The organism is Oleiphilus sp. HI0117, from assembly GCF_001635235.1.
In genome coordinates this window covers 1-15,801 of record NZ_LWGA01001241.1, presented here as the reverse complement: position 1 = coordinate 15,801, position 15,801 = coordinate 1, and the positions used below count along the sequence as shown (strand labels likewise).

The 15,801-nt window shown below is 45.8% G+C and carries 15 protein-coding genes; 12 read left to right on the top strand and 3 right to left on the bottom strand.

Annotated features, from left to right (window positions below; all coding sequences use genetic code 11):
* On the bottom strand, positions 1-641 hold a 641-nt coding region (locus A3757_RS21610; RefSeq protein ID WP_156506485.1), incomplete at its 3' end, for a glycosyltransferase.
* A complete protein-coding gene (locus tag A3757_RS21605; protein WP_068554042.1) occupies positions 638-1,612 on the bottom strand; it encodes an ELM1/GtrOC1 family putative glycosyltransferase in 975 nt (324 codons plus the stop codon). The genes A3757_RS21605 and A3757_RS21610, both read right to left, overlap by 4 nt.
* A gap of 97 nt (positions 1,613-1,709) precedes the next feature.
* Here A3757_RS21605 and waaA point away from each other — a divergent pair, with 97 nt between their 5' ends.
* On the top strand, positions 1,710-2,981 hold the full coding sequence (waaA, locus tag A3757_RS21600; protein WP_068508161.1) for a lipid IV(A) 3-deoxy-D-manno-octulosonic acid transferase: 1,272 nt from the start codon (positions 1,710-1,712) through the stop codon (positions 2,979-2,981).
* Between the two features lie 3 nt (positions 2,982-2,984).
* Here waaA and A3757_RS21595 read toward each other — a convergent pair whose 3' ends face one another.
* On the bottom strand, positions 2,985-4,313 hold the full coding sequence (locus tag A3757_RS21595) for a TolC family outer membrane protein (RefSeq protein ID WP_068508171.1): 1,329 nt from the start codon (positions 4,311-4,313) through the stop codon (positions 2,985-2,987).
* A gap of 225 nt (positions 4,314-4,538) precedes the next feature.
* Here A3757_RS21595 and A3757_RS21590 point away from each other — a divergent pair, with 225 nt between their 5' ends.
* The 11 genes from A3757_RS21590 to A3757_RS21540 form a co-directional block, all read left to right on the top strand.
* Positions 4,539-5,159 (top strand): NUDIX domain-containing protein, encoded by a 621-nt coding sequence (locus A3757_RS21590; RefSeq protein WP_068508160.1) that lies wholly within the window; start codon positions 4,539-4,541, stop codon positions 5,157-5,159.
* 23 nt (positions 5,160-5,182) lie between these two features.
* A complete protein-coding gene (locus tag A3757_RS21585) occupies positions 5,183-5,635 on the top strand; it encodes a DUF1249 domain-containing protein (protein WP_068508158.1) in 453 nt (150 codons plus the stop codon).
* A gap of 283 nt (positions 5,636-5,918) precedes the next feature.
* Positions 5,919-6,746 carry a 3',5'-cyclic-AMP phosphodiesterase gene (cpdA, locus tag A3757_RS21580; protein ID WP_068508155.1) on the top strand — a complete coding sequence of 276 codons (828 nt, stop codon included), beginning with the start codon at positions 5,919-5,921 and terminating at the stop codon, positions 6,744-6,746.
* Positions 6,743-7,345, top strand: a complete 603-nt coding sequence (locus A3757_RS21575; protein WP_068508152.1) for a YqiA/YcfP family alpha/beta fold hydrolase — start codon at positions 6,743-6,745, stop codon at positions 7,343-7,345. The genes cpdA and A3757_RS21575 overlap by 4 nt, the downstream gene beginning before the upstream one ends.
* 118 nt (positions 7,346-7,463) lie before the next feature.
* The gene (gcvT, locus tag A3757_RS21570) at positions 7,464-8,543 is read left to right on the top strand and encodes a glycine cleavage system aminomethyltransferase GcvT (protein ID WP_068508169.1); all 1,080 of its coding nucleotides are present in this window, start codon (positions 7,464-7,466) and stop codon (positions 8,541-8,543) included.
* 105 nt (positions 8,544-8,648) lie between these two features.
* Positions 8,649-9,047: a glycine cleavage system protein GcvH gene (gene gcvH / locus A3757_RS21565; protein WP_068508150.1), complete on the top strand. Its 399-nt coding sequence runs from the start codon at positions 8,649-8,651 to the stop codon at positions 9,045-9,047.
* A 169-nt stretch (positions 9,048-9,216) separates the two neighbouring features.
* The gene (gene gcvPA, locus A3757_RS21560) at positions 9,217-10,587 is read left to right on the top strand and encodes an aminomethyl-transferring glycine dehydrogenase subunit GcvPA (protein ID WP_068508148.1); all 1,371 of its coding nucleotides are present in this window, start codon (positions 9,217-9,219) and stop codon (positions 10,585-10,587) included.
* Positions 10,587-12,059 carry an aminomethyl-transferring glycine dehydrogenase subunit GcvPB gene (gcvPB, locus tag A3757_RS21555; protein WP_068508146.1) on the top strand — a complete coding sequence of 491 codons (1,473 nt, stop codon included), beginning with the start codon at positions 10,587-10,589 and terminating at the stop codon, positions 12,057-12,059. Before gcvPA ends, gcvPB begins: the two co-directional genes overlap by 1 nt.
* A gap of 508 nt (positions 12,060-12,567) precedes the next feature.
* A complete protein-coding gene (locus tag A3757_RS21550; RefSeq protein WP_068553083.1) occupies positions 12,568-13,926 on the top strand; it encodes an HD-GYP domain-containing protein in 1,359 nt (452 codons plus the stop codon).
* 72 nt (positions 13,927-13,998) lie between these two features.
* Positions 13,999-14,400 carry a hypothetical protein gene (locus tag A3757_RS21545; RefSeq protein ID WP_068507607.1) on the top strand — a complete coding sequence of 134 codons (402 nt, stop codon included), beginning with the start codon at positions 13,999-14,001 and terminating at the stop codon, positions 14,398-14,400.
* Positions 14,401-14,468: 68 nt separating this feature from the next.
* Positions 14,469-15,801, top strand: a 1,333-nt coding sequence (locus A3757_RS21540; RefSeq protein WP_231878353.1) for an ABC transporter transmembrane domain-containing protein, incomplete at its 3' end; no start/stop codon positions are given.

The window sequence follows — 15,801 nt, the reverse complement described above, 5'->3', positions numbered from 1 at the left end:
TCTATTAGTACTTGATGGCCTTTAATTCGAGTTAGCCTTCCAGGCAGCATGATAATGTTTTTCCCCTCAGGGACTGACCATGCTGTCTTGAGCTGTTTCGCAGCGAGCTGAGCTTCTTCCAGCTCAAACCTATCCAGGTCGATGCCGCGAAAAATCAGCTTGGTCTTAGTGTTGAAGGTGGGGTAGACCTCTTCTATATGCTGTTGTACAAACTTAGAAACAGCGATCACATGCTGGCTTCTAAGCATGGCGCTGTTATACCAGCGCTTGAGAGCATTCTGGTGACCGTAGACACCATGAAAGGTGGTGACAAAGGGAATGTTGCTTTGTTTTGATGCCCATAAGGCGCTCCAGGCTGGAGCGCGAGAGCGAGCATGGATTAGGTCAATCTTCTGCGTTTCTATCAGCTTTGCTAGCTTTCTACTGTTCCACCACATAAGTATGGGGTTCTTGCTGTGAACGGGGAGCTCGATATGCTTCGACCCTTGTTGTTCAAGCGCCTTAACCATAGGGCCGCCAGAAGAAACAACCAATGAACGGTAGCCTTGCTCAACCAGTTCTTGAGCGAGGTCTAAAGTGCCTGTTTCGACACCGCCAGAAACCAGGCTTGGCAAAACTTGTAATATCGTTTTTTGTCTCATGCTTGCCCTGTGGTTTGCGCAGTAAGAGAAAGTTGTTGGTATCGTTTCAAAAGCCAGGTGGCAGCTGCCGAAGCCTCGTCAAGGCTTGCTGGTAAGTCAGGATAAAACTGTGCTTTCTTATTGCTTTGCCATTGACCGAAGTCGATAAGTTTGCCGCTAGAGGTGAGTCTGTTGATATGCATGCAAATTCGCTTCTTTTCTGATTTCGATACCATTGGCAGCTCTAATAGTGCGGTGGGCGAGCCTGACGTTAAGGACTCGTAGAGCATTGACATGCTGTCAGGTGTTACCCAAGTAAAAGCGCTGGACTGAAGTGCTTCATCTACTGGGCCAAAACTGCCATCTTGATACCGGTGACAGCTTAGGTTTGCTATTTCGAAACTTGAAATCTTGTCGATAAAGCTTAGCGGTGTTCGTGGCGAGTCGCTCAAGTGCCATAAAACTTCCCGGCGGGTGTCGCAAATTTCTTGGATTTGCTTAATCAAATTCGACTCGTCCCATACGAAGTGCTTAGAAGGGCCGCCGATCATCATAAGGTGTTGTGTTCGTTTCGTGTTTGGTGGGGGTGAAATCTTTGTGATAGGCCCTTGCGTTGTCATGACCCGTTCACTATTGGCTAGCCCGTCATGTTCGGGGCAAATGACGCCATCAAATAGCGGCAGCGGTAGGCTGGGTTTCATAATGACAAAGCTTTTGGCGCGGTGGGTCCGGGCGAGCATGAGCAGGCTTTTGTGAGTGCCGTGCCCTGCGCCAATGATGATGTCCGGGCTGTTATCCTGTTTTGTGGGAAGTAACAATCCTCGAAAGCCGACTTGCAGTGTTTGGCTGTCTAGCCAGAGCTCTTCGATATTAGTCTGGCGGGCAAGCGCTTTAGTTAGACCTTTTAGCTGACTGATGTGTCCGGCCCGCCCATCATGACAGACCCAAACCATCAAAGGTCGGGTAGCTCTCGTGTTAGATTGGCTTGACATAGATATCGTTTTCCTCGGAAGCGCTCTCTCATCAAGTGATGTGAGAAGCGCTGCTAATCGTCTATACTGCGTCTTTTGAATTTTTCGAAAGGCGCTTATGTTCCGCTTAGTTTACACAATTCTTTTCGCACTCTGTATGCCATTTGTTTATCTGAAGCTTTTATGGCGAGGATTTAAGGCGCCAGAATATAAGGCCAGAAAAATGGAGCGTTTTGGTTTTTTTAATGCGCCAAAGCTGAATAGAAGTATTTGGGTGCATGCTGTGTCCGTAGGCGAAGTGCTAGCAGCGGAGCCAATTATTCGAGAGATTCAAAGGCGTTTTCCAAACCGAGATATCGTTATCACTAGTATGACGCCAACCAGCTCCGAGCAAATTAGAAAGCGCTTTGGCAGTGATGTGTTTCATGTCTATGCACCTTACGATATTCCCTTTATGGTGAAGGCGTTTTTGCGCCGGGTAAAACCTGAATGTCTGATCATTATGGAAACCGAACTCTGGCCAAATATGATTCACCAGGTGATGCGAAGAAACTGCCCGGTTGTCATCGCTAATGCGCGTTTGTCAGAGCGCTCAGCAAAAGGCTACCGACGCTTGAAACCCGCTATTGGTTGGATGTTGAATGATCTGTCACTCGTGCTATGCCAGTACGAAAATGATGCTTCACGATTTGAATCACTAGATATCGCAAAGGAAAAGATTTTTGTAACGGGTAGCGTAAAGTTTGATACGAACGTGGAAGATAGTCATGTTAAAAAAGCCGCTCACCTGAGCGCAAATTTACCCGCTAAGCCTAAGATTTGGGTCGCGGCGAGTACGCATGAAGGCGAAGACGAGCTGGTTTTAAAAGTGCATGAACGTTTGAGGCAGCGCTTTCCCGATGCCTTGCTGGTATTAGTGCCTAGGCACCCTGAGCGCTTCGAAAGTGCTTTTCAGCAATCAAATAAGCAAGGCTTTAACACCGCACGAAGAAGCGAATTTGAAAAAATTCCCAGCGATGCAGAAGTATTTGTGGTGGATACCATGGGGGAGTTGATGGATTTTTATGCGACAGCTCAGGTTGCGGTAATAGGCGGTTCATTTACCGAAATTGGTGGCCATAACCCGATTGAGCCAGGCGCTTTGGGGTTGCCGATTTTAATTGGCCCCCATTACTTTAATTTTGAAGCTATTTGTCATCAACTGGTCGAAGCCAAGGGTATGGAAATTGTGGCAGATGAACTCGCGTTGCTCGAGTCGCTCGGAATGCTATTTTCAAACCCGGAACGGGCTCAGGAAATGGGGCAAAATGCATTGCAGAAAGTTGAGGCTAGCAAGGGAGCGGTGAAACGTGTTGTTGACCACCTGCAGCCCTTGCTTGAAGAAAGCTAGAGCTTACTGGCCGGGCGATAGCCAGGCGTTCAGAGCTTCAATGTCTTTAACACTTAAGGTTCCCGCTGCGCGTTTTATGCGTAGGCTACTTTCTACAAAATCGAAGCGAGCATTCGCGTAGTCACGAAGTGCAGTGAAATAGTTACGCTCGGCATCAAGTACTTCAACAATATTTCGAGTACCTACCTTGTAACCTTCACGCGTTGCTTCTAAAGCACTTTCACGAGAAACGATATTTTGTTGAAGTGACTCAACTGTCTGAATGTTGGTTTTCAGACTAATAAACTCGGTACGTGTTTCTATTTTCGCCTGACGTTGCGCTAAGGTCAGATTGTGTTTTGCCTCGGCGACCTGATGGCGAGCTTGGCGAACACCCGCCTGTGTTGCGCCACCAGAATACAGTGGCATGTTAAGTGTAATGGCTAGTTCGCTACTCTCACTATCATCGTTGCCAGCTGCATAGTAATTGGTGAAGGCAGAATTGCTATAATTGGCATCCAGACTGACGGTAGGTAAATGAGCTGCTTTCTTTGACTTTAGAAGTGCTTCGCTTGCCTTATAAGCGTAGTGAGCAATCTTGATACCTAGATTGTGGTTTTGTGCGGACTCAAGCCATTTTTCTGCAGAAATGCTTGTATCCATGGCAATAGGGAAGTCAGGATTAAGGCCATGTAGCTCGTTTGTATACTCACCCGTAATTCGCGAAAGGTTTTCCAGGGCGATGGTCAGGTTGCCCTCAGATCTAATTCGTGCAGTTTGCGATGCATCATAGGATGCTTTAGCTTCGTGAACATCGGTAATCGCGATTAAGCCAACATCAAACTGCTCTTTGGCTTGTTCATATTGGCGCTTTACAGCTGCTTCCTGAGAGTGGTCAGAGCGCAGGTTTTCTTGCTCTCTTAGTACTTTGAAATAGGCTGTTGCGACATTAAGGATTAAATTTTGCTGAGCAGTAAGGTAATCGACTTGAGCTAGCAGGGTTCTTTGTTCACTAGCGCTTACTGAGTGCCAGGTAGGTAAGTTCAATAGTGGCTGAGATAAACTTAAGTAATAGTTTTTTTGCTTGTAGCTATTGTCGCTTGAGCTTAAGCCATTTGAGTTTGTATGGCTTAAGCTTGCTCTTGCATTGACAGTGGGTAGTAGACCTGCAAATTCAATTTTTTGGCCTTCTTGTTCGGCCAAATAAGCTGACTGAGCAGCAAAGATCTCTGCGTCATAGTTCTCGGCTTTCTTATATAGGCTTAAAAGGTCGGTACTTTGTGCCGACGCAATAAATGGCAGCGTCATGCAAGAAAGAAAGGTTGAAATAAGCAGCTTTGATGTGTGCTTCATAGTGTCCTCTTTGATCGGGCGTACGGTATAGGAACCTAAGGCTGAAAATAAGCTTTGGCTCGATGGTTTCATTATGGACAATCTATATGAAGAACTCTAGACTTCCTTGGCGCAAATACCTGTCTTGTGCAGCATGTAGATGTTTGTATGTCCCTCAATAAATCGCAAAAACAGTATATTTAGTTCGAAAAACGCTAGCCTCAGTTCGAGCTGAAAGGAGAAATAATGTCGACGATCAAGCTTCAATATGGCAAAGAAGATTATCAGCTAATTGGCCGTGAGTCCTGCTTTGAAGGCTTCTTTCGCATGGAAAAGGTTACCCTGAAACATCGCTTGTTTGATGGTGGCTGGAGCCGGGAAGTCAGTCGTGAATTGTTTATTCGGGGTGATGCCACTTGCGTTATTCCCTACGACCCAATGGAAGACAAAGTTGTGCTGCTGGAACAATTCAGGCCGGGCGCAATACTCGAGGATCAATCACCCTGGTTGCTGGAGTTGGTTGCAGGGATGAATGATGAGGGCGAGCACCCGGAGAATGTTGCACGCAGAGAAGCGCAAGAGGAGGCGCGCCTGGAATTAGGCGAACTTGAAAAAATTTGTGAATACTTGGTCTCGCCGGGCGGCACTACAGAGAAGGTCTATCTCTACTGTGCTAAAGTCAGTGTTCAAGGTGTTGGTGGCGTGTTTGGTCTTGCTGAAGAAGATGAAGATATCAAGGTACACTGCCTAGACTTTGAAGCAGCTTATAAATTGGTCGAAAATGGCACCATTAACAATGCTGCCGCTATTATGGGGCTTCAATGGCTGGCCTTAAACCGGGAACGCTTGCGAGAGCAGTGGCGCTAGACTAAGGGGAGAGTATTATTTTAATGCGTAAAAAGTATGTCCCCGACTTGGTTCAGCTTGGCGCGACCTTTGAAAGCAACTATAACCGCCTAATTCGTTTGATTCGAATGATGGGCGATGTTGAACGGATTCGCTTCAGCTTACATAACGGCATGTCTTACGTTGGGCAAGTACATATGACGCTTGTTGAGTCTTGTAAATATACCGATACTTTTTTGCTTGAACAAACCGCAGCGGCAGGGAAGTGGGTGAACAACCCCAAGCTTACGGTGCGTTTATATCATGATGCGGGTGTCGCTGAAGTGATAGCTCGCGATGGCCGCCAGTTAGCTCAGGGTGTAAATATCTACCCAAATCAAAAAATGCACTTGCCCGATGAAAAAAGTCAGATGAATACTTTTCTGACGGAATGGCTGAATTTCTGTATTTCTTATGGATGTTGCGACGAGAGTCCGTTTACCCATCAGAAAGTGTGAAAGTCTTATCAGACTGTTTGTCTTTATTAACGCTAATATCTGAGACGCGCGTAACAAAAAATTCATACCTTAGTATGAAAACACTAAAACAAAGCGTCATCATCATTTCCAAACTGCAATATTGAGCTAACTTATCTAGTTAATCTGCGAAAAGTTTAGTGAATCTATGGATAAAGCGTATTGCAGATCGGTTCTCTGAAGGAGTGAGTCTCAGTGTGCCGGGTCAAATTGGAATTGAGATTGTCAGATCAGCGATTTAGATAACAGAAAGAGCCGAACGAAAATGTCGAGTCATGTCAGTGCAGGGGGCGCTGTGATTAACCTCCTTCAAATAAGTGATTGCCACCTCACAAAGGATGCTGAAAGTGACTTGCTTGGTGTGGTGACACGCGAAAGCCTTGTTGCGGTGCTTGATAAAGTTGAAGCTGATATAGCTGCGAGCTTTTGTCCAAGCCCGGATTACGTTTTGGCGACGGGCGATATTGCACAGGATGCAAGTCTTGAAGCCTATCACTACTTCCAAACTCAAATTGAAGGCTTTAACGCTCCCAGCCGTTGGTTCTCTGGGAATCATGATGACCGTGGCATTATGGCTGAGGCCTTGGGTCACGGGGTCGAGACGGAGCGCTTGCTACGTGTTGGCAATTGGCAAATTATTTTATTAGATTCGTCTGTAACAGGTGCCGTACATGGCATGTTACGAGATGATGATTTAGCCTTTCTAGAGCGGTGCTTGTCTGAACGCCCCGATCTTCATACCTTAATTAGCTTTCATCACCATCCGGTTGATATCGGCAGTACCTGGCTGGATAAGATTGGTTTGCATAATCGAGATCAGTTTTTCGATATCGTTGACCGCTATGACAATGTCAGAGCGGTACTCTGGGGGCATATTCATCAAGAGTTTTCTGAAACGCGTAAAGGTGTTCAGCTGCTGGCGACGCCTTCAACCTGTATTCAATTTACTCCGAAGTCCCATGATTTTGGTGTAGAAGCGATAGCGCCTGGTTACCGATGGCTAAAGTTATTTGACGACGGTCGTTTAGAGTCAAAAGTTTCAAGAGCTGAAGATTTTCAGTTTAATTTAGATCTCGAGAGTAATGGCTATTGAAGTCTGTTATTTATTTACATGGTTTCAATAGTTCACCACAGTCTCACAAAGCCCAGTTATGCAAGGCTTATTTTGAGCGACAATGCCCTGGGCTTCGTTTAGAAATTCCAAAACTCCCCCCATCGCCACGCGAAGCGATTGCTCTGGTAGACAAGCTGATTGAAAGCATTGGTGTACAGAATCTGCTCGGATTCATTGGTAGCTCGCTTGGTGCTTATTACAGTATGCACTTGCTTGAGAGGTACTCTTTGCCGGGCTCCTCTCTGAAGGCAGTTTTGATCAACCCTGCTTTAAAGCCTTACGAACTGCTCGTTGATTATCTAGGTGAGAATACTAACTACTACTCTGGCGAAACCTACACTGTATTACCTTCACATATGGATGAGTTAAAGTCTTTGGAACTAAGCCCTAAGCAGAATGCTTCGTTGGTCAGTTCGGATAATGTTTATATCATGACGCAAACCGGAGATGAGGTCTTGGATTTCGCACAGGCTTTAGCATGTCTGCCTAAGGCTAAACTCTGGGTTCAGGCCGGTGGTGATCATGCATTTTGTGATTTTGAAAAGGTTTTGCCTTCCCTGCAATACTTTCTTTTATAGTCAGCGAATCGTCGCTATTTATGCCTTATAAAATAATTGGTGGTTTTTTCCCCAGTCAATCAGGTAAAATGCCGCTCTAATTTTACTCTATTTATTCCTAACTTCTCGGAGAATGCTCTTGGGCTCAAAAACCGCATTATATGAGGTGCATCAGGATTCCGGTGCCAAGATAGTAGATTTTGGTGGCTGGGACATGCCTTTGCATTATGGCTCTCAAATTGAAGAGCATAAAATTGTGCGCCAAAGCGCGGGTATGTTCGATGTGTCGCACATGACAATTGTTGATGTACAGGGTAAAGACTCTCGTGACTATCTTCGTTATTTGTTAGCGAACGATGTCGACAAGCTGCAAGAAACAGGCAAAGCACTCTATAGTGGCATGTTGGATGAGAAGGGTGGTGTGATCGACGACCTGATTGCTTATCGTATGCCTAAAGACTATCGCCTAGTGGTTAATTGCGGTACGCGAGAAAAAGACCTGGCTTGGATGAACAAGCAGGCTGAAAAATTTGATGTGGAATTGATTGAGCGCCCCGAGTTAGCCATGGTGGCCATTCAAGGCCCCGAAGCTATACAGAACATTAAGCAGGCTTCTCCTGATAATGCCGAGCTTATCGATAGTTTAAAAGTGTTCCAAGGCTTGGAAGCTGGCGATTGGATGTTCTGTCGCACCGGCTATACCGGTGAAGACGGTTTGGAAGTCATGGTGCCAAGCGATGCTGTTGCTGACTTTTGGAAAGCTTTGGTTGAAGCGGGTGTTAAACCATGTGGCCTGGGTGCCCGAGACACACTGCGTCTTGAGGCAGGTATGAACCTATATGGCTCCGATATGGATGAGTCTGTAACGCCGCTTCAGTCTGCTATGGGCTGGACAGTATCTTTCTCAGAAGACAGGGACTTCATTGGGAAAGCAGCGCTACTTGCGCAGAAAGAGCAGGGCGTATCGAGCAAATTGGTAGGCTTGGTGCTTGAGCAACGCGGTGTATTACGTGGCCATCAGAAAGTAATTGTTGAAGGTGTTGGCGAAGGTGAAATTACTAGCGGTAGCTTTTCACCTACACTTGGCTACTCGGTTGCCTTGGCGCGAGTACCTGCTGCGACGGGAGATAGTTGTGCTGTCGATATGCGTGGAAAGCAGGTGCCCGTTAGAGTGGTGCGCCCGCCTTTTGTTCGTAATGGTAAAAAAGTATTCGAGTAAAAAGCTCGTGCTTGTTGCTTAAATGTAGCAGGAACTTGCCAGAATAAATTTATTCACTATTTTAGTATTTGATTTAATTGTTATTTAGTTTGAGGATTGCAAAACATGAGTCTTATCCCTGGAGAATTGAAGTATCTATCTAGCCATGAGTGGGTTCGTCTGGAAGAAGATGGCGAAACCGTTACTATAGGTATTACTGATCATGCACAGGACCTACTGGGCGACGTGGTATTTGTTGAATTACCTGAAGTTGATGCAGTCATTGAAGCAGGTGAAGAAGCCGGTGTTGTCGAGTCAGTTAAAGCAGCATCTGATATCTTTTCTCCTGTTGGTGGAACGGTTCTAGAAACCAATGAAGGCTTGGAAGATTCGCCTGAAACGGTTAACAGCGATCCTTATGATGATGGCTGGTTCTTCAAATTGAAGATCTCTGATCCTCAAGAGCTTGAAGGCTTATTGTCTGCTGACGAATACAAAGAAATTTGTGAAGCAGAAGAGCACTAAGAAACTTAGTGTTTCAGCTGGTAACTGATAGCATTTGCCAGCTAATTATTTCAGACCTTTGTGATACTTGTTTAGATCGTGCAATTTCGGTGAAGCAAGTCGGCAAAGGTTTTTATTTTTTAAGTTCCTGAGTGAATGCTTTGGGAACTCGCTGCAAAGAGGGTGTGTAATGCCTTTTATTCCTCATACGGAACACGATATCCAGAAGATGTTGGATGTTATTGGTGTCGACAAAGTCGATGACCTGTTTGATGAAATTCCAGCTCACTTACGAGCCAAACCACTGAATGGTGTGCCTGAAGGTTTAGGCGAAATGGAAATGATGCGGCTAATGAGCGAGCGTGCTCAATTAGACGAAGGTGCGCTATGTTTTATTGGTGCCGGTGCCTACGAACATCATATTCCTGCTGCTGTGTGGGATGTGACGATGCGTGGTGAGTTCCTGACTGCCTATACACCTTACCAGGCAGAGGCAAGCCAAGGGACTTTGCAGCTAATCTATGAATACCAAAGCATGATGTGCCAGCTTACGGCGATGGATATGTCTAATGCTTCCTTGTATGACGGAGCATCGGGCCTAGCTGAAGCCGTGTTGATGGCGATTCGTGCCAACAGAAAGTCCAAGAGCAAAAAGGCTCTGATCGCAGGTACCGTACATCCTCTATACCAGCAAGTGGTTGATGACATTGTTAGCAACCAGGGAATTTCCATTGATGTATTGCCAATGGACGATAAAGCGCTTGCCGTTGATAGTGCAGCGTTAGAAAGCTTTGCTGGCCAAGACTATGCCGCTTTGATAATTCCTCAGCCAAACTTCTTTGGCTCGTTGGAAGATGTGAATGCTTTAACCAACTGGGGCCAGGCAAATGGCATGTTGGTTATTGGCGTCGTTAATCCGACAGCTTTAGCGCTATTAACGCCTCCTGGTGAATGGGGAGATAAGGGTGCCGATATCGCCGTGGGTGAAGGTCAGCCATTGGGTATTCCTATGGCATCGGGTGGCCCGTATTTTGGCTTTATCTGTTGTAAAGAAAAGCTGGTTCGCCAAATGCCAGGACGTATTATTGGTCGTACTGTCGATCTGGAAGGTAAAGAAGGTTTTACCCTGACCTTACAGGCACGCGAGCAGCATATTCGCCGTTCTAAAGCGACTTCCAATATATGTACCAACCAAGGCTTGGCGGTTACAGCAGCAACGATTTATATGTCTTTGATGGGCTACAAGGGCCTTTCTCAGGTAGCGATGGCTTGTCATCAAAATACTCAAAAATTGCGCGCTAAGCTTGAAGCAATTGACGGAGTGTCAGTGCTGAATGGCGAAGCCTTCTTCCATGAACTGGTTGTACAGGTCGATAACGATGCTGATGCAGTACTTGAAAGCATGGCTGAGCAGGGCGTGTTAGCGGGCTATGGTCTTGAGCAACACTTTGATGCTTTGAAGAACTGTATTCTAGTGTGTGTGACTGAAGTGAAAAATGATGCCGACCTGGACTTATTCGCTAACGCGTTAAGCCGGGCGCTAGCAGGAGGAGAAGCCTAATGTTGATTTTTGAAAACGGTAGTCAGGGCAGAACAGCTTCGGCGCAATTACCTCCTAAAGCCGATAGCCAGGCGACCACGATTCCTCAGGAATTGCTACGTCAAAAGCCGGCGCTTATGCCAGAGGTATCTGAATTACAAACTGTGAGACACTTTACTAACTTGTCTCGCAAGAATTTCTCGATAGATACTCAGTTCTATCCCTTGGGCTCTTGTACGATGAAGTACAACCCAAAAGGTGCGCAGCGTGCAGCGAGTTTGCCGGGTTTTATATCTCGTCACCCTTTAGCGCCTGAGTCGCATAGCCAAGGTTACTTGTCATGTGTCTATGAGCTTCAGGAAGTACTTAAAGAAGTGACGGGTATGGCGGGTGTATCACTAAGCCCTATGGCCGGTGCACAAGGTGAATTCGCCGGTGTTGCGATGATCAAAGCCTATCACGAAGCACGTGAAGATTTTGGAAGAACTGAAATTATCGTTCCAGAAGCAGCTCATGGGACAAACCCTGCTACAGCGGTAATGTGTGGTTATAAGGTAAAAGAGATCCCTGTAAAGTCAGGCGGTGATGTTGACCTGGAAGCGCTTAAAGAAGCAGTTGGCCCACAAACAGCCGGGATCATGATGACTAACCCTTCGACCTGCGGCGTGTTTGAAAGACAGATCGAAGAGATTGCCAAGACGGTTCATGACGCGGGCGGTTTGCTTTATTACGATGGTGCGAACCTGAACGCGATCTTGGGTAAAGTACGCCCGGGCGATATGGGTTTTGACGTGCTGCATATGAACTTGCACAAGACCTTTGCAACACCTCACGGTGGCGGTGGACCAGGTTCTGGCCCAGTTGCTGTAGGTGAGCGTTTACTACCATACCTGCCTACGCCAATGGCGGGTTGTCAGGCGCAAGCAGACGGCGTTAAGAATTATCATTGGGTGACCCAAGCAGATAATGTAGATTCCATCGGTCGCCTAAGTACCTTCATGGGTAATGCCGGGATTATTCTTCGAGCCTACATTTACGCAGTACTACTTGGCCGAGAAGGCTTGCATCGAGTTGGTGAGTTTTCAACCTTGAGTGCAAACTACATGGCTAAGTTGATGGCTGATGCCGGTTTTGAATTGGCCTATCCTGAGCGTCGAGCCACGCATGAGTTTATTGTGACGATGAACAAACAAGCGAAAGGTCTGGGTGTCACGGCGATGGACTTTGCCAAGCGTTTACTCGATTACGGCTACCATGCTCCGACCACTTACTTCCCCTTGTTGGTACCAGAGTGTTTGCTGATTGAACCAACCGAGACAGAGTCTATTGACGAGCTAGAAGGCTTTGTTAAGGCGATGGCAGCGATTCAGAAGGAAGCGGAAGACACACCAGAAACAGTAAAAGGTGCGCCTTATACGCAACCTGTTCGTCGTCTGGATGATGTTAAAGCTGCACGAGAACTTGATGTAGCCTACTCAGCGCCAGCAGAGTAAAAATGTTCCAAAAGGGTGCGCTATGGTGCACCCTTATCCTGCCCTAAAAATTTCTAAACTATTTCAAACGTACGCCTTGGCAATATCCGTTTTAGCATCTATCTTACTATTTCAATATGGATGAGAGTTGTCGCAGGGTATTAGCTAATACGACTTACCTGACAGACAATATTTCTAGCTCTATGTTCTTGATATACAGTTGTTAGCTGTTTTTAGGGCATAATCTTTCGATTTCTCTATAGTCTATATATCCGTTTCCAGAATTAAAATTAGGTTTGTATGCTCTTCGCTACGCAAAACGAAGACCTGTATTTAGTGCTGTGTTGTATGAGTATTAATCAATTTGGCCTGTTTTGACCTAAAATGATCTAAATAATACTAATAGAATTTGAAAAAATTATATTTTTCAAATGCTTAAAGTTTAAAAATGTGATAAATCTATATTTATCTTTTGGCTGTAGATACACCTGCCAAGCGGGTGGCACGACTTGAATGGAGCGTTATTAATATGGACCAGTATTCAGAGCGGAACCCTTATGCTGATCACTTGGTAGAAATTAATAAATATAACCCGGTTTTAACGACGCAAGACATATGTAATAACCGTGGGGCAACAGTTGTACCCAAAGGAACCTACCTCACTGAAGACGTTGCCAATAAGATTGCGCGCTTTCAGCTGGAACTTCCCATAGAACTGCAAGTTAGCTTGGCGAGTACCGTATCACCTAGTGAATTGTTTGACTCGATTCGTAAGGCACAGAATAAGGTCTTGAAGGGCTTGGATCGCATGGATTTAACCAAGGAACTGGTTCGACAGTGTGGTTTAATCAGTGCTTATCCACTGCTATCTCAAAAGCTGACAGTTTTTGCAGATCGCTTATCGCCCCGTTTTAATTCAACTCAAAGTGCTACCGGTTTTGCAATACTCATTGCGCTTGAGCTTGGACTCAATGATGAAGATATGGAAGTTGTCTTCACCGCAACACAAATGCATGATGCAGGCTTCTTGAATATTGACCCTGATATTGCTGCCATTTTTGACAAGCTTCCCGATAGCGAAAAGCGACAAATGTATGTGCAGCAGTTGTCTTTGGGGGGCGAGTTTCTTGAAAATATACCTAATCTGTCCGAGCGGGTAGGGCGTGCAGTCAAAGAGCATAAAGAACGTAAAGACGGTTCAGGCTGGCCGCAAGGCATTATCGGAGATAAGCATAGTCTCGATGCACAGGTTGTTGGTCTTGCTGTTATGCTTGATGAAGCCTATCGAAAAAAATTGCGTCCGAGAGGTTATGGGCCTTCTCAGTTAATTCCTTTAATTCAGGCTGAATCAGAGGCGGTTGATCGTGATATATGTCATGCCGTCGTCGAGATGCTGCGTAAGAATGCCCAGGGCCTTGCTCAAGTTATCCCCATAGAGTTTATGCCCAAACTATCACGTTACTTGGTGGTGCAGCAGCGTTTTATGGTGCATTGGTTGGAACTTGCAAAGCAATGTGCTGTAGGGATGCGAGAGGTGCAAAGTATTGCACAGACAGAGCGTTCCATGTTGATCATCACAGGCCTGGAGGAACTCTACCGTAATTCAGGTTTATGGGATTCAGAGGTTCGGCGTTGGCTCAGTGAGGCGGCCGATTGCTTGGAGGTTGAGCATAATGCTAGAGAGTGTGAAGAGCTTGAGGTTGTCGCGCTACTGCTAGAAACTGTGCTGGATAAGTTGAAGGCTTTGCAATGGTCTATGCGAGATGCGGCCAAAAAAGTAGGTAGCGACTGGATCAACCGCTGCGATGACCTCGCCAGCTTATTGTATTCGATCCCCAAAGATCACTTCGAAGCCTTTGAAACCTACTCATGTTTTGCTGAAGAGTAGGCGGAATATTGCGACATAGGCTAATCGTTGCTACGCTTAAAGGCACAATAACAACGTTTAGTCTTATCGATAATGAAAATAACTAAAAAGAACCTAATCCGCAGCGCCTGGCTTGGCGCCATGGTCATCATAACTATTGCCTTAACGCCGGTTTACCTCAAAAACGGTGGCTTTTACTTCGATGATCAGGGCCTTAGAGTTGAGGATGTCAGCTTCCGGACATCCAGCCGCCTGAAGTTTCGCACTTACAATGACTCTTCTCGTAAAGGCGATGTCGTACTCTGGTTTCGTTATAAGCAAAAGAACGAATGCCTCTGGATCTTTCAAATGTTCCCAGAAAGCCACGTCGACCTAAACGCCCAGTGCCCGGGCTTAAAAGATAAAGACTACATCATCAACTACGAATGGGCTGCGAGTAACCCTCGGCTAGCATCGAATGCTGTACGCCTGGGAATGGTTAAAGACTTCTTTTAAGATTTTTTGTTGGAAGGTTGTAGGTACAACTGTTTGGTGTTTTGTCTTTTTATTAATATGTGAAGAGATTGAATGCCGCCGATAAGGAAATCGTTTTGTCTAGTCATGCTTCAAATGAGGCTGGAAAGTCTTCATCCGTTGATACGGGCTTAGCTTGCCTGGTATCAATAGCACGTTATCACCAAGTCGCTGCAGATCCAGAGCAGATTCGTCATTACTTTGGTACTAATGAACCTTCATCCGAAGCTAAAAACTCGGCCTCTTGTCTGAATGATAAAGATATCGTTCGTGCTGCTAGACACCTAAAACTTAAAGCTTCACTAACAAAAGCAGACATCGCTAAGTTAGAAAAGATGGCCTTACCTGCGATAGGCCTGAGTAAAAATGGTGAGTACTTTATTCTTGCCAAAGTCGCAGATGAAAAGGTTCTTGTTCAAGTGCCTGGTTCTGAAAAACCACAAGTCTTCACTCTTAGTGAATTCGAAGATTATTGGAATGGCAGAATTATTCTAATTACTCGACGTTCACTCCTGCCAGGTATGAACGGTAAATTTGATATTTCCTGGTTTATCCCCGCTATTATCAAGTACAAAAAGATCTTGATGCAGGTCTTGGTTGCCTCCTTCTTTATTCAGTTATTTGCACTAATTACGCCGTTGTTCTTTCAGGTGATTATCGACAAAGTACTCGTCCATCAGGGCTTAACTACGCTCGATGTATTGTGCTTCGGTTTAATCGTCGTTTCCTTATTCGATGTGATTTTGAATGGCCTTCGAACCTACGTCTTCTCGCATACCACCAATCGGGTTGATGTGACCTTAGGGTCGCAGTTATATAACCATCTCTTGCGTCTGCCCATATCATTCTTTAATGCACGGCAAGTGGGGAATACTGTAGCCAGAGTTCGAGAGTTGGATACCATTCGTGAGTTTATTACTGGCTCTGCTTTAACGCTGATTATCGATATCCTTTTTACCGTGATCTTTTTTGTGGTGATGTACTACTACAGCCCAACCCTCACATGGATAGTGTTAGGTTCGATTCCCCTTTATGTGATTCTATCGGCGACAATCACGCCAGTTCTTAGAAACCGCCTAAACGAAAAGTTCAAGCACGGAGCAGAGAACCAGGCTTTCTTGGTCGAGTCCATTTCAGGCGTTGAAACGCTTAAGTCGATGGCTGTCGAGCCTCAAATGCAACGTCGTTGGGAAGAGCAACTAGCTGCTTATGTGTCGTCCTCTTTCAAGGCGATGAACCTAGGCAATATCGCCAGCCAAACGGCGGGCTTTATTAACAAGGCAGTTACAGTATTAATCCTTTGGGTGGGTGCAACACTGGTGATTGCAGGCTCCTTGAGTGTCGGGCAGTTGATCGCATTCAATATGCTCGCAGGCCGAGTCA

Excerpts from the sequence above, each read along its gene's own strand:
- A3757_RS21605 (WP_068554042.1), bottom strand. The coding sequence starts at position 1,612 with ATGTCAAGCCAATCTAACACGAGAGCTACCCGACCTTTGATGGTTTGG.
- waaA (WP_068508161.1), top strand. The coding sequence starts at position 1,710 with ATGTTCCGCTTAGTTTACACAATTCTTTTCGCACTCTGTATGCCATTT.
- A3757_RS21595 (WP_068508171.1), bottom strand. The coding sequence starts at position 4,313 with ATGAAGCACACATCAAAGCTGCTTATTTCAACCTTTCTTTCTTGCATG.
- A3757_RS21590 (WP_068508160.1), top strand. The coding sequence starts at position 4,539 with ATGTCGACGATCAAGCTTCAATATGGCAAAGAAGATTATCAGCTAATT.
- A3757_RS21585 (WP_068508158.1), top strand. The coding sequence starts at position 5,183 with ATGCGTAAAAAGTATGTCCCCGACTTGGTTCAGCTTGGCGCGACCTTT.
- cpdA (WP_068508155.1), top strand. The coding sequence starts at position 5,919 with ATGTCGAGTCATGTCAGTGCAGGGGGCGCTGTGATTAACCTCCTTCAA.
- gcvH (WP_068508150.1), top strand. The coding sequence starts at position 8,649 with ATGAGTCTTATCCCTGGAGAATTGAAGTATCTATCTAGCCATGAGTGG.
- gcvPA (WP_068508148.1), top strand. The coding sequence starts at position 9,217 with ATGCCTTTTATTCCTCATACGGAACACGATATCCAGAAGATGTTGGAT.
- gcvPB (WP_068508146.1), top strand. The coding sequence starts at position 10,587 with ATGTTGATTTTTGAAAACGGTAGTCAGGGCAGAACAGCTTCGGCGCAA.
- A3757_RS21550 (WP_068553083.1), top strand. The coding sequence starts at position 12,568 with ATGGACCAGTATTCAGAGCGGAACCCTTATGCTGATCACTTGGTAGAA.
- A3757_RS21545 (WP_068507607.1), top strand. The coding sequence starts at position 13,999 with ATGAAAATAACTAAAAAGAACCTAATCCGCAGCGCCTGGCTTGGCGCC.